Source organism: Novipirellula sp. (assembly GCF_041583735.1).
Classification (GTDB): domain Bacteria; phylum Planctomycetota; class Planctomycetia; order Pirellulales; family Pirellulaceae; genus Novipirellula.
On record NZ_JBFHFD010000008.1, the window covers coordinates 1 to 14,275 of the forward strand.

9 protein-coding genes and 2 tRNA genes are annotated in these 14,275 nt (G+C 55.5%); 2 read left to right on the top strand and 9 right to left on the bottom strand.

What is annotated here, in order from left to right; all coding sequences use genetic code 11:
• Positions 1–2,125: ATP-dependent DNA helicase RecG (gene recG / locus ABX962_RS01475; RefSeq protein WP_372715945.1), on the bottom strand; the 2,125-nt coding region annotated here is incomplete at its 3' end.
• 588 nt (positions 2,126–2,713) lie between these two features.
• On the opposite strand from recG, the gene ABX962_RS01480 reads away from it, so the two are divergent.
• Entirely contained in the window at positions 2,714–3,766 is a 1,053-nt protein-coding gene (locus ABX962_RS01480) for a S8 family serine peptidase (RefSeq protein WP_372715947.1), read from the top strand.
• 295 nt (positions 3,767–4,061) lie between these two features.
• Here ABX962_RS01480 and ABX962_RS01485 read toward each other — a convergent pair whose 3' ends face one another.
• From ABX962_RS01485 to infC, 8 genes are all read right to left on the bottom strand, one after another.
• The gene (locus tag ABX962_RS01485) at positions 4,062–4,913 is read right to left on the bottom strand and encodes a deiodinase-like protein (RefSeq protein ID WP_372715949.1); all 852 of its coding nucleotides are present in this window, start codon (positions 4,911–4,913) and stop codon (positions 4,062–4,064) included.
• Positions 4,914–4,945: 32 nt separating this feature from the next.
• Entirely contained in the window at positions 4,946–7,312 is a 2,367-nt protein-coding gene (locus ABX962_RS01490) for a tetratricopeptide repeat protein (RefSeq protein ID WP_372715951.1), read from the bottom strand.
• A gap of 415 nt (positions 7,313–7,727) precedes the next feature.
• Positions 7,728–7,811 (bottom strand) — tRNA-Leu (locus tag ABX962_RS01495).
• Between the two features lie 202 nt (positions 7,812–8,013).
• Positions 8,014–8,490, bottom strand: a complete 477-nt coding sequence (locus ABX962_RS01500) for an EVE domain-containing protein (protein ID WP_372715953.1) — start codon at positions 8,488–8,490, stop codon at positions 8,014–8,016.
• 571 nt (positions 8,491–9,061) lie between these two features.
• Entirely contained in the window at positions 9,062–10,681 is a 1,620-nt protein-coding gene (locus ABX962_RS01505) for a hypothetical protein (RefSeq protein WP_372715954.1), read from the bottom strand.
• Positions 10,682–10,689: 8 nt separating this feature from the next.
• The gene (locus ABX962_RS01510) at positions 10,690–11,448 is read right to left on the bottom strand and encodes a glycosyltransferase family 2 protein (RefSeq protein WP_372715956.1); all 759 of its coding nucleotides are present in this window, start codon (positions 11,446–11,448) and stop codon (positions 10,690–10,692) included.
• Positions 11,449–11,866: 418 nt separating this feature from the next.
• Positions 11,867–12,679, bottom strand: coding sequence for a Nif3-like dinuclear metal center hexameric protein (locus ABX962_RS01515; RefSeq protein WP_372715958.1), 813 nt, complete (start codon positions 12,677–12,679; stop codon positions 11,867–11,869).
• A gap of 292 nt (positions 12,680–12,971) precedes the next feature.
• Positions 12,972–13,502, bottom strand: coding sequence for a translation initiation factor IF-3 (gene infC, locus ABX962_RS01520; RefSeq protein WP_339944790.1), 531 nt, complete (start codon positions 13,500–13,502; stop codon positions 12,972–12,974).
• 649 nt (positions 13,503–14,151) lie between these two features.
• Here infC and ABX962_RS01525 point away from each other — a divergent pair.
• Positions 14,152–14,225, top strand: a tRNA-Val gene (locus tag ABX962_RS01525).
• Positions 14,226–14,275 lie beyond the last annotated feature (50 nt).

Below are 14,275 nucleotides of genomic sequence, written 5' to 3' on the forward strand. Positions count from 1 at the left end.
GCCGCATCACCTGCGATTTCAGATCCTGGAATTCCGCAGCGTCCAATTCCGGATCCTCTTCAATCATCGTCTGAGCCATCGCCCTTGCGATCCTTAGGATTTCGATATCGCGACGCGGGTCAGCGATTCGCAGCGGCGCCATTCCGCTCTGTTTCCGCCCCAGTAGATCGCCGGGGCCACGCAATTCAAAGTCAGCTTCGGCAAGCTCAAAACCATCATTGGTCTTCTCAAACAAGCTCAGCCGCTCGTTCTCACTGGGCGGTTGATCTCCGTCCGAGAAAACACAAACGTGCCCCACATGCGAACCCCGCGAAACACGGCCACGCAGTTGGTGTAATTGAGCCAGCCCAAACCGCTCCGCTCCAAGGATCGTCATCACGGTCGCGTTGGGCACATCGATCCCCACTTCGATCACCGTCGTGCTGACCAACACATCGATCTCGCCCGAAGCAAACTCCTGCATCGTCGCCATCTTTTCATCCGCCGACATGCGGCCGTGCAACAGTCCGATCCGAAACTCGGACAACACCCCCTTACTTAGATCTGCAAAGACCGTTTGCACCGACGAAATGTCTTCACCCTCCTCGTCATCCGAATCCTCTCCCTCGGACTTCGTTGTCGGGACCACACGTGGCGCAACAACAAATGCTTGCCGCCCTTCGTTCAGACGCTCTCGAACAAACGACCACCATCGATCTTTCCATCCATCATGGGCGAGATACGTATTGACGGTGGCCCGACCAGGCGGTTTTTCCCGCAGTGTACTCAGCTCGACATCGCCAAACAGCGTCATCGCCATCGAACGAGGAATCGGAGTCGCTGACATCACCAAGTAATGGGGATCCACTCCGCCGCTTCGCAGTGTGACACGCTGACCGACGCCGAACTTGTGCTGTTCATCGATCACGCACAGTCCTAACTTGTGAAATTGAATGTCACCATACAGCAGTGCTTGGGTGCCTACCAAAATGTCAATTTCGCCCGCCGCCGCTGCTTGGATCGTCGCGGCTCGCTCAGCACGGCTGATCGACCCACACAACAATCCAATACGAACGCGACTGTCGGCAAGGATTTTGCGTAGCGTCTCAAAATGTTGTCGTGCAAGCACTTCCGTCGGAGCCATCATTACGGATTGATGCCCATTGGCGACCGCCAGCATCATCGCGTAGACCGCGACCACGGTTTTGCCACTGCCCACGTCGCCTTGTAGCATGCGGTTCATCGGGAACTGACACGCCATATCCTGGCTGACTTCTTTGATCGCTTGGCGTTGATCGTTGGTCAACTCAAAGGGGAACCGATTCAAAATTCGCGAATCGATCACCGACGTCGGCGACAGCGGTGGTGATTGCAGATCACTGGTCAATTTACGTCGCCGCATCGCCAGTGCTAATTGCATCACGAACAATTCTTGAAACACCAAACGAATCCGAGCTGCCTGCAGTGAAGCTTCATTGTCCGGTTGGTGCAATTGCTGAACCGCGGTTTGAATATCGTAAAGAGGCCCCTCGATTTCGATCCCGGCCGCTCGCAGCGCATCGGCGGAATCGCCTCGCAAACGCTCTGGCATCACTTCATGAATTTCGCTGCCAAGAAGCTCCAACACGTTGCCGACCAAGTGGCGAAGATCGTTCTGCTTGACACCTTCGGTCAATGCATAGATCGCCAAAATTTTAGGCTCGGGATAATTGTCTTGGTCATCCAGCATCGTGAGTTGCGGATGCACAAACTCCATCCGCAGGCCACTCAGTTTCGGAGCACCCGAGATCACAACACGCTGGCCAAACTTGATTTGGTCCGCTCGATAGGGCTGGTTAAAGAACAGGATGCGAACGGCACCTGTTTCGTTTTCAACGATCGCTCCGAACACCGACTTGCCCGGCGACCGGGATGCCAATTCCGCGTCCGTGATTGTCCCGATCAGCGAAGCCTGTTCGCCTTCACGAAGTTTGTCGACCGCCTTGGGAGGCGCAGGCCGCTCATAGTCGCGAGGAAAGAAGAACAACACATCTTGCGCCGTCCGCAGCCCCAGCTTTGCGTATTTTTCAGCACGAAACGAACCCACCCCCGGCAAAAACCGGACCGGCGTCGTCATCGTGACAGGCGGAGTTTGTTCTTGGTCCATCGTCGGAATAAGTGTAAGGCGGCAAAAAAAGAGACAAGACATGCTGGGCACACACAGCGGCCCGTCCCACTCAACTCATGATAACGAAGCGAAGTTGCCGCAAGGCAAATCGTCAATGGTCGAGCCAATTCCATCGCAGCGTTCGTGACCGAGACTGCCCGAAGTCTATCCAATCATCCCCCTCGGTAACAACCGACGCGCCGCAGCAGGCCCAGTGTCCTTGCAGGCCCAGCGGCGTAGCACTCCCAACGCCGTTGTCGAGGGAAGCCCACCGGAAAGATTTGCTTCCGTATCCCCACCCCACCCCTTTCCGTATCCCAGCCGCCAGCAGACATCTAGGCTGCACCGTTAGCTTGCGTGATGATCGCCACGCAAGCAGTAACGGACGAGACGTATCGGTAGCTTGGCCTCCGTCCCCCCTCTTGTTTCATTAGGGCTCGAATCATGAATTCTCACTCAACCGAACGCATTGTGCTACGTCGTAAAGCTTCCTTCCGACGTGTTCGGAACGCTGGTCCGCTTGGCGCAAGCCCGTTCGAAATGGAAAGACTGCCATCCCTTGCAGAGCCCGTTCTTGAACAAGCCTCGATGACGACTTCGGAAGTCGCAGATCTGCAACGTGATCCCGAAGTGATCGCGGTTGCGGACCCGATGCCTTTGAAACTGATCGAACCGTTTGGAGCTCCCGAACCCACGCCCACTGCGGTGGGTAACACTTGGGGCATCGAGGCCGTCGGTGCACACACCAGCCCGTTCACCGGAGAGGGAGTAGTCGTCGCGGTGTTGGATACTGGGATCAACCCGAATCACGTTGCTTTCCAAGGGGTCCAATTAGAACGCCGAAATTTTACGCACGGCATTGATGACGACGATCACGGCCACGGCACCCACTGTGCAGGAACCATTTTTGGCAGGGACGTCAACGGTTTACGGATTGGAGTAGCACGCGGCGTGACCAACGCGGTCATCGGGAAAGTGCTGGGCCCCGGCGGAGGCTCGTCGGCTTCGCTAGCCACCGCAATCAACTGGGCCTATGAAAAGGGAGCCAATGTCATTTCAATGTCATTGGGAATCGATTTCCCGGGCTATGTCGCAAGCATGATCAGTCAAGGGCTTCCGGCGGAGGCCGCAACATCGATTGCGTTAGAACAGTATCGTGCGAACGTTAATCTTTTCTCCAGTTTGACATTCCTGCTCGCTCACTCAAGCTCGTTCGCCCAAGCCGCGATTATTGTTGCGGCTTCGGGAAATGAGAGCAACCGTCCGAGCTACGAGATCGCCGTAGCACCGCCTGCCGCAGGCGACGGGATGGTTTCCGTTGGCGCATTGCAACGCTCCGCTGCCGGCAACTTGAGCATCGCATCGTTCTCCAACACCCAGTGCAACTTGTGTGGCCCAGGCGTCAGCGTGACCTCATCTTGGATCGGCAGCAACGACGCACTGCGGACAATCAGCGGAACCAGCATGGCCACTCCCCACGTCGCCGGATGTGCCGCGTTATGGGCGCAACAGCAAAAGCAGAACCTCGGTTTCTTAACCAGCGAGAATCTCGCCGCGCGAACCTTAGCCTCGGCGACATTCGTCCCCGGCGCCTCGTTCGAAGACATCGGCAACGGCATGGTCCAAGCCCCCCAACAATGAACCGCTAAAAATCGAATCGACGTTCAAAATTTAATCTGATGTCGGTTTCACAACGCTTCGAACTTTCGGTTCCAAAATGGCAAGATTATCGAGCAACGAGACAAATGCAATTCAGTCACATGGGCTCAACAAGCAAAGGGTGGGCTAATGAGGAGTTATCGCTGGTCGAGTCGCGATGATTCGCCGGGCGGCGGCGATGAAGAAACTTAAACGAGAATATCCAAATGCATTTTGGTATCTGTAACGAATGCTGCCTCCCTAAAAAGCAAGCGAGCGACAACGATGTTGGCAATCACTAATCCAGCGTTTTTAGCCAGGTGGCGACTTTGTTGGGGGTGAAGCCTTGGGGGCCGGGGGCGCCGGGGTCGAGGACTCGGCCGTCGCGGCCGATTACGACCAGGCGGATTGGCCAACCGGCATAGGCGGTATTGACGCGGTTGTCCACGCCGTCCATCACCATCGGGAACGATAACGACAACGTTCGCTCGCAGGTCGCGGCATGCTTTTGCCGCAGTGCCAAGTTATCTGTCTGAATAAACGTTTGTAACACTTCGTCGCCCTCGGCCGTCTTGACCTGGATCTTGGAATCGGGGTGCGCCTCGCGAATGTAAACCATCAGAAAATTCGCGTTGTCCTTGTGCTCTTCGTACAACTGTTCGACCTGCTGAACTCGCTGGCGAAACGGCGAACAACTGATGCTGCCAAACACCAACACCACCGGTTTGTCGCGGTACAAATCCGATAACGTCACCGTGCCTTCGCCTCCGATACGCGGTAGCGTGAAGTCAGGAGCACGGTCGCCTCGCTTCAACACTTCCACTTGTCGCTCCCCTCTCGCCGCCGGCGCAACATATTCCCCCGTTCGCGACGCCTTCCCTTGACCTCGTGACTTTGCAAAATTCGACTCAAACTCTGCCTTGCTAATCTTGCCGTCGGAATCATGATCCCAATCGCTGAACATCGCCTTTAGCTTCGCCGGCGCCTCGGCTTTGTCGATCACGCCATTGCGATCCCGATCCATCCGCTGAAACATCGCCGCAGCCTGATCAGAAGAGCGTGAGGATGAAGAACGTGGTGACTGAGCTTCTCCACTCTGCACCCCAAGTACAAACAACAAGGCCAGCACAGCAATAGGTCGCAGTCGCATCACCAATCTCCCGACAGTAGGTTGTGTTCGGTTTAGAGTTCCCAACTCAAGCGAAACTCACGCCCAAGTGAATCCTTCGCGTCCATTGTCTGATCACGCGGTTGATCCAGAAAACGAGGAAGGACACTCATCACCGATTCGACCATTCGCAACTCTTCGTTACTCAAACCGCTTGAGTGTTTGCCATGATCTATTTTAAAGACCAAAGGATAGGCCTCGGCGTCTGCGACGGACCAGTGATTTTGTTCCAAGTGCCAAAAATCAATAGGCACCATATCAAACGCTTCACCGAATTGAATTGAGATCGCAACCAGCTCTTCCATCGGACATTCTTGCTGGATGAACTTCCTGGCGTGCTTGACATTCTCGATCAACGACAGGCCGAGCACCTGGCCAAGTTGTCCCATCACCGTGATCCCCCAACTCGATTCGCCGCTTTCCCGGTACTCCAGCCGGATCAAATTATCTCCGCCGACCATTTTCCACGGCGCTGATTTGTAGAAGCGTGCGGCAGCATCGTAATAACGCTCCATCAGCTTCTCTGTCACCCCTTCCGTCTCTGCCAACGGCGTCTCACCTTGGCCCGCGTTCAGCAGCAATCCCGCAATGAGTTTGTCAAAGCTGTCTGCGACTTGTTGATCACCGGTAAAAACGTTGAATGAACCGCTGTAACGGGTAAGGGGTTCGGCCGACATTCGCGGATCAAGAACAATGCTTTCGGGGCGACGAGGCTGACCCACCATCGGTTCCGCCATCGTCTCGACGAGCACCTGCCATTGCTGCTCGGGCGATGGCATATCGGCAGTACCTTCGGTGCCAACAATACATCCGCTGCTTGCATCCAACACCAATTGCATGTACGCACGATAGGGAGTCGCGCGATCGAGGATCCACATCGGCGGCTGAAAAACACCTACCCACCACTGCTGGTCACTCTGCGGCAAGTCTGCAACATCGATCTCATCCGTTTCATCACTCCTGTCGCTAGCGAGACGTTCAAGATGTCTCGCCAGAGCGTCTAGGCTCTCCGCGAGCATCGCTTTCGCATCCGCTTCAAGTGCTCGATGTTCGCAGGCCACTCCGTAAGTTCCCACCGTTTTGGCGAGTGCTTTCAGGTCGGCTTTTGTCGGAACCTGCAGTACCGCCGGTTTCCTTGGAGGCCCCACCATCGGATCGCAGACCGAATCCAACAGAAAATCACGAAGCTCTTTTGCTTTGGGGCGATTGGCAAACCGAACCGTCGAGATGGGCGACAAATCTTCGAGCAGCACCCCGAGATAGGCGCCATCTTGGCATCGATGCAGATGATACTGCCACGTCATTTGGCCTTGAGGCAGTTCCAAGGCTTGGTCCAGATCTCCTACTCCGCCTTGATCACCGTCAGCCTCACTCGAGGAGGAACCCGGATGTGAAAACTTCAAATCGAGAGTCTCACGAATCCAGCGTGCGGTGCCTTCGACGGTGCGAACCCCCGGCAGCAAATACCCCGCCGTCATGGCCGCCTCTTCCTCCTCATCCGCGACCACAGGATACTCGGTCCTTAACGCAGGCGGCAGCTCGAGTCCCGCTAGATAGCGAGCCACCTCTGGCTTCGCTTGATGTGCCGCTTTGAGCAATTCGCGCGCTTTGGACGAGTCCCCTTCGGATTGAAAAAGATAGATGGGCCGCGCAAACAGCAGGGGTGCCAAATTATCTTTCGAAAAACGATCCAAAAGCGTACCGAGTTCTTCGTACCAACGCAGCCGGAAACACAAATCAAGCAGCAAGAATCGCAAGCCAATCGGATCCGACGGATCTTCGTCCAAACCTGGAAACAGGACGTCGGCAGCATCGGACAATCGAGAATCATCGAGCAACCGGCTCCCCATTCGAGCTCGCATGATCGGCATCGCGGTTCGCACCTGCTGTGGCGGCTTCGATTTCGCCGCCTCGCATGCCCGGCGATACCACTGGACGCGATCCTCTTCGGTGTCGGCAAAGTCCCCCAGCATGACATGCGCCTCGACCGACTTGGGATCGATCTTTAGAGCTTGCTTTGCTGCCGCCTCGTACCCTGACTCTGTGCCATCTTCGCATTCCGACGCATACAACACTTCAGCCGCCTCGGGGGATGAAAGCGGGAACGCATCTTCGGGAGATCTCGCCTCGTCAAAAGGTTTGCCGGCAATCGCATCCAACAGTCCCATGGTTTCTTCCATGAGCGTTGTGTCACCTTCCAGCGCAGCTTGCTGCGCGATCATCACCAGCTCGATCAATTCAGGCGGAACGCCCGCCTCGAGTAATTCATCACGACCAAGCGGTGGAATCGCGTTGCCAATTCCATCCGCACGCCCCGCAGGTCGCTGCTTGCGACGCATCTTCGATTTGCTTTTTTTCGCTTTATTTTTTCGACGTGACATGACCGATCGTCTCGTGGTGGATAAATCAATCTTTCTTGTTCTTGGTGGGGGCGGAAGAAGGTCCCGGGCCTCAATCGATGGGTGAACATCGGCACGAGTCAATTCTAGGACCGAGACTCGCCCCCGAATATATCACGCCCTCCGATACCAGAGGCCCAAATGCAAACCCGACACCATCGCGTCTTGCCCCTGGTGAATGCGATTTCTTGCGGTGGGAAAACAAGTTGACCGCTTCAGAGCTAGTGTTTCGCACGCCAGTAAGTTTGCGAGCGAATCGCCGTGACGAGGCCAAAGCGTGACGAGACCAAAGCGATCCCCAAAAGAGGAGGAGGTGGGATCAGAAAGGGGTGCGAGCCTGACCCAACAAAAAAAGGACATCAAGCTTAAAGCTCGATGTCCTTTGTCTTATTTTCAGTACCGAAGGAGGGACTCGAACCCTCACTGGATTGCTCCAACTGGATTTTGAATCCAGCGCGTCTGCCAATTCCGCCACTTCGGCTGCTCACTACTAATGTGCTCAATATCGCACATTTCGCCAAGTCCCCTTAACGAAAACACTGTTTTTAATTGCAAAACATCGCTCGCCACCGGACTTGGGATTCGCAAAAGTATCGGATCCAAACCGCGAGCGTGCAAGTCCCCTAAAACCAGCAAAATCAGACTCACCGGGTCGGCCCCGTTTTGATGTGCCGTCTAGTTTGTTACGCCGGTTTACTCGCCAGTTTCTCGATCGTCTCGAACTCTTTTTTTTTCACCGGCTGGACACTCAGCCGGCTGCCCTTTTGTAGCAGCACCATCCCCTTCAGTCCTGCTCGCTCTCGCAATTCTGCCAATGTGACTGGACGATCGAATTTTCTCTCTAGCTTGATGTCGACCAAATACCAGCGAGGATTTTCGGGATCGGATTTTTCATCAAAGTAATTACTCTTGCGATCAAACTGAAACGGATCCGGATAACCACTCTTACTGACCACGGCCGTCCCCACCACCGCAGGCACCTTGCACGCCGAGTGATAGAACAACACTCGGTCGCCGACCTGGATATCGTCTCGCAACATATTTCTTGCTTGATAGTTGCGAACCCCTTCCCAACACGTCGTTTGATCGGGCTGGGCCGCCAAGTCGTCGATCGAAAAGGTCGTCGGTTCGGACTTCATCAACCAGTAATTAATCGTCATCGCTTGAAACAAACCCTTTGCAATCGCCGAAACGTGTCGACTGTGAATTATTGTGATGGCTGCGAACTTATGAGGCCTGGGCACTCTGTCCGCCCGGAACCTTTTTTTGCAATTTTGGTGTAACGCAAAGCCGATAACAACCATAGCGCCGGGAAAAGCGCTGCTACACAAGCATTCGATTAGCGACTGAAGATCAGTTGCCGAACGAGTGCGGGCCAGGGAACGGGCCATGTCATGTCCGTTCACCTTCTAGAGAAAAGGCTCGCAACCGATGAATGTCGATACCCTTCATGCCGCTTTAGGCATCACCTTTACCGCCGTTTGGCTTGTCGTTGGACAAATCCTGGTCGGCAGTCGCTGAAATGCGAGTCAGCAATTAGCGGGGGGAATCCCTTTAGCCGCCACCGCGATCGCCCTGATTAAACGAAGCAACAACGATTTCGCTTCGTAGCTACGCTCACCAGAGCGTGGATGTTGGCGTCCAGTACGATTCACCACCTTCTGGCGAAGGTAGCTACAAAAATGCCTCACCTCATTGGCTAAAAGTTGGCAGTCTGTGGACTTGGCTCTCCTAAGAAGAACGCGTCCTCTTCGCGACCGCTCCCTTGCCCGCCTCGCTGCGACGAATTAGCTGCCCAAACGTCTCGATCAAATCCTGCATCGGAAAGATGCAAAACGGATGCTCGCGACTTTTCAGCACCGCCAGCGAAGCTCGCTCTCGCATCAACGCGGCCAGTTCGGCCTCTAACTGCGAACGCTTCTCGCGAAGCGACGCCGACAATTGTTCGTTGATCGAGTCGAGCTGTTGATGCCAGTCCGGCTTTTCGTTCAGCCCCGGCACGTGGTCCAACATCTCCCGCTTTCGCGCAACCAACGACGCATCCAACTCACCCGGCTCCGCCACCTTCTCTGGCTGAAAGCGTGTGTCGCGAATCGCTCGCTTTATCCTGGTGATCTCGGAATCGGTTTCGCTTGGCGAGGGCCCCGGCAACTGAACCGTCGCCGACACCACCATGAACTCCGGTGGCGTGATCCCAAAGAAACGCTCGGCAATCCGGTCCCCCAGCTGGTCATACTTACCGCCACCGATCCCGTGCAGAAACAAATCGCTGAGCACCAGCCGTGCGTACATGGTCGTCAATAACGCACGCGGCCGAATTTTGAAATGCGGACCAATCGAACTGGCCAGCGTTTCCGCCATGTCGGGTGCCCCCAACGCTATCCGGCATTCTTGTCCGTTGCGGTCACTGATGACCATCGACTTTTCGGTAACCTTGACCCATCCGGCTCGTCGCTGAGGCAGCGCGTCACTGTAGATCCAAATCGGAGCCTCTAACCAGCCGTCGTCGCTATCCAAATTGGGAACCGGATGCGAGTTGCTGCGGATGCCATGAGCCTTGCGATAAAAATCGGCCTCGGTGTTATATGCGTCCTGGAAACGCGAAAGATCACTCAGGATCAACAACAGAAACTCGGCGAACATCCGGCTTCGACAGAGCACCCCAAGGGGCAACTCGAGTGTATCTAACCCAATCTCACCTTCCAGCGCATGACGTGCTTGAGCGAGCGCACAGCCGGCGATCCCGCATCGCTCGACCGCGTTGCGAGCATGCACCCACAAGCGATTGATCAACGGATCAGCAACAATCGGCATCACCGTCTTTCGCACGTCTTCGTCAAAATGATCGAAACGCTCGCGGTCACTAATCACCGTCTGCTCATACGGCACGCCGCCACCAAATCGGTCGTAGCGAACCGTGCTGTAGACGTAGCCCCCCGTGTCTCGATCGATCGTCGGCACTCGAATCGAACTGCCCGAGGCGGCGTCATTATCGATGACCAGATTGATCGCAAGTGCTTGTTGCTGTTCCGCCAGATGACTGAGCGTAAAGTTCTTGAACCACACACCGGGGTGAAACAGCGACGGTTGGTGTCCCGCCATCAAAATCGGACGCTCACGACGACTCGCCATCACGTCCACATCGCGGTACGTCGACGTGTAACGGATCGCATCGCTGATCATTTGCTGGCGAGCGTCACGGCGAAGTTTCTGCCACCACGGGTCATGCTGTGAGAGCAACTCGAGATTGCCGCGCAGCTGATCCCCGACGTCTCCGATGTTCGGATCGGTAAACGATTCGCCATGCGATTTGGGAGCACGATAGTGCCGAAATTCCTGAAACGTTTTCAATCCGTCACCTAGCCAGCACTATGTCCGCAAACCGATTTCGCTTTACCAATCGTTTTCCCTTCGGCCTGAACGACACGAATCGCGTCGTCGAGCACTTGGTTGTAATAGTTCAAACGCGTTTCAGCATGATCTAGCGAACCGCCAAACGAGCGACTCAGATCCAAGTAGATCAAGGGAACCGGAATTTCGATCACTTGCAACCCCGCCGCTGCCGCCTCGACCCACAACTGCAACGGCATCGCGTACCCGTTGTCGGTGATCCGTAGCTGGCGAATGGCCGAAGTCCGATACGCCTTAAATCCGCAAAACGCGTCGGTCAAATTGAAGCCGAGACGTTGATTCAGTTCGCTGGTGATCCGCCGGTTAATAAACATCCGCTCGGGCGGCGGGGCGTCGTCCCCTTCGTACTGCTTCAAATAGCGACTGCCCGAAACAATGTCCGCAGCGGCCGCCGCTTCGATGAACCGCGGAATCCGCTTGGGTTGATGCTGGCCGTCGCAATCGAGCGTGACCACGCCGTCAAAGCCGTGATCGATCGTGTAAGTAAACGCACTGCGAAGCGCCGCGCCATAGCCTTGGTTCTCGGCATGACGGACCACGTTCACGTCCGCTCGGCCCTCCAGCACCTCGGCCGTTCCGTCACTCGATCCGTCATCGACCACCAACACATCCGAGGCGTAATGGGCGACCTGATCCAGGATGTCGTTGACCGTATCGACTTCGTTATAGACAGGAATGGCGACTAACCATCGTTCGCGTTTTGTCATTATTTTATGCTTCTTTCTTTGAATTCTCTTTGAAATGAGCGATCACGACGCTGCCCCGCCAAACTCGATCCTGCCAACAATCCAACCGAAGACGGAGAAAAACCGCGTTCTGCGTGCTAACTCGCTCATCGCCCAGTCGAGCAATTCCTGTTCCCGATCCAGGGCATTCTAGGCGTATTTAGATGGCGGTCAATGTTTCCAATCTCACTAACGGGCCAGAAATTATCGTCAAGGAGTTGCGTGACGGGCGGAAGATCCATGCCAGCTCCTTGGTAACGGCGAGCCGCGAGCCCAATGCCATCGACTTTGGTAGCGGTGCGGCACGGAGCCCGCCCGACTGCAGTGAGTAAAACGTTCGAGATTTACCGGGCAGCTAGAAAAAACGCTAGAAAAACAAGCGATGAATTCGGGCCTCGACTCAGCCGGCCACGATTTGGATCGGGTCCGACTCGAGCCGACTCGGCCAAATTGTCAGCTCCGCAAGACTCTCTGACAGTTGCTGAGCCAACCACTCCATCGCGAACCGCTCACTCCAGTAGTGCCCCAGCAACACCAAACCGACTTGCAGCGACTCGGCTTCCAAGCAGGTGTGAAAGGTGGCCTCGCCTGTGACCAGAGCGTCACAGCCTTTGCGTTTTGCCGCCGCCAGGAAACTGCCGCCACTTCCGCAAGCAAACGCGACTCGGCGAACGGGTTGGTCCGCCGCGCCCACGCGGCGGACATGCGTCGCATCGACCACTTTGGCCGCCGCAAGAGCAAGCTCGTCTAGTGCAACCGCCTGCCCCAGATTCCCAAACCGACCGCTGCCCAAGTCGGCGATTTTTTCAGCGGCCGCTTCGAAAGGAATCAACGCCTGCGTCTCTGCGACTCCCAATCGATCGGCCCACAACTGATTGATGCCGCTGGCGGCAGAATCAAACGCGGTGTGGGCGCTATAGACGGCGACTCGCGCTTCGACCAAACGCAGCAGCATCGAACCGGCAATCGTGTCCGAGGTCAGACGAGATAGTGGCTTGAAGGGAAGCGGGTGATGTGCGACCAGCAGATCGACGTCTTCGTCGACCGCTTCCTGCACGACTGCGGGAGTGATCGTCAAACACGTCATCACTCGCGAGACGCCGAGGTTGCGATCGCCGACCAGCAATCCAACATTGTCCCAAGACTCGGCAAGACGCAGCGGCGCGATCTCGGCGAGTCGCTGGCAGATTTGATCCACAGAGATTTTTGGCACGCCGACTCTTTCACCTTTCTGGCTTCCAATCGCATCTCGCGGAAGCCATCATCAATATTCTCGTAAGCGACGAAGCGTCAGAGAGCGGCCGGCTTTAAAAAACCTCTTCGCTACGCGGCCGTGATTCCCAAGGCCGCTAAGCAATCACCATCGCAACTCGACGCGTGAGCGAGGGACCACGGGTAACGTGACGCGGGCATCAAGCAGTCGCGATCGGTGCGTCGCCCATTCTTTAGTCGGGCGGCTTGCGCCGCACCGCTAGGAAAACAACCGTGGTACGATCAAGCGAAGTTTACTTCGGCGCGATCATACAGATCATGCGACGACCATGTTGCTGTGGTGGCGTTTCCACCTTGCCCACTTCGCTCAACATTTCGACGACCATCGCCATGACCTTGCGGCCTTCTTCGATGTGGGCCATTTCACGACCGCGGAACAGAACACTGATTTGGACTTTGTCCTTGTGTTCGAGAAATTTTTCCGCTTGCCGGATTTTGGTGCGGATGTCTTCGTCGCCCGTTTTCGGGCGAAGACGAATTTCTTTGGTCTTTGTCCGTGCGTGACTGTTGTGAAGTTTTTTGTTCTTGTCGTATTTGTATTTGCCGTAATCCATGATTCGGCAAACCGGGGGTCGCTCGTTCGGAGCGACTTCGACAAGATCCAGGCCCGCATCGCGAGCACGTTCAAGGGCCTGCTCGGTCGGGATAATCCCTAGCTGCTCCCCCTCTTCGCTGACAACTCGAATCGGGCTGATTCGAATCTGATTGTTAATACGAATGGTATCGCGAGGATCCTGCTGAGTGCTTTTTCGTGCCAACGCCACTAATAAATTCTGCTCCGGCCGGAGGGCATTCCGGCTCAACTTGGAAGGAAAACCGCGATCAGGCCAGAAATAACCGGCCGCGTTCGCAGTAGGGAAGGTGTTCCAGGAAACAAAACCACTTTGCTTCCGATGGACACCCACGCAACTAACTGTAGGTCATCGTTTAACTAGGCCGACGGTAGCGGGGGACTCTTTGGGTGGTGAGTCTCCGCCGCCGGTCCAACATGCCCTGGTGGCAATGTAGAACGACGTCAAGCCCAAATCTCACCTCAAAAGTATCCATATCATCGGTGGTGAGCGTCAACAGTGAAACGTGTGAAATCCCTATTTTGCCAAGGAAGAGTACCCCGAAAGCGGTCTGCAGCGTCCGCGGCGCGAGCCAGAGGGGCCAAGTGGGAGTCATTTTGCGGTTCAGAGTGGCTTTTTGATGATTTGCCGGATCCGCACGAGGAGGGCAAAAAAAACTGGGAGGGTGAAAAAAAAGAAGTGTGAAGATCTACTTGACGAATCGGCATGATCGGCACAGACTACCGCAACGATTTTGGATGGCGTTTTTTGAGGGCCGAGTTTGTTAAAGAACCGGGACTCGGGAAACCGAAACAGAATCCCATGGCAGCGGACCGATCGCTGTCGAATTTTAAAAAAAATCGGGCAATTAGCTCAGTTGGTTAGAGCGCCACGTTGACATCGTGGAGGTCACAGATTCGAGTTCTGTATTGCCCATCACCGGAAACCCCGTAAACTAGCGTTTTACGGGGTTTTTTCGTTTTGCC

Excerpts from the sequence above, each read along its gene's own strand:
- ABX962_RS01480 (WP_372715947.1), top strand. The coding sequence starts at position 2,714 with ATGACGACTTCGGAAGTCGCAGATCTGCAACGTGATCCCGAAGTGATC.
- ABX962_RS01485 (WP_372715949.1), bottom strand. The coding sequence starts at position 4,913 with ATGCGACTGCGACCTATTGCTGTGCTGGCCTTGTTGTTTGTACTTGGG.
- ABX962_RS01490 (WP_372715951.1), bottom strand. The coding sequence starts at position 7,312 with ATGTCACGTCGAAAAAATAAAGCGAAAAAAAGCAAATCGAAGATGCGT.
- ABX962_RS01500 (WP_372715953.1), bottom strand. The coding sequence starts at position 8,490 with ATGACGATTAATTACTGGTTGATGAAGTCCGAACCGACGACCTTTTCG.
- ABX962_RS01510 (WP_372715956.1), bottom strand. The coding sequence starts at position 11,448 with ATGACAAAACGCGAACGATGGTTAGTCGCCATTCCTGTCTATAACGAA.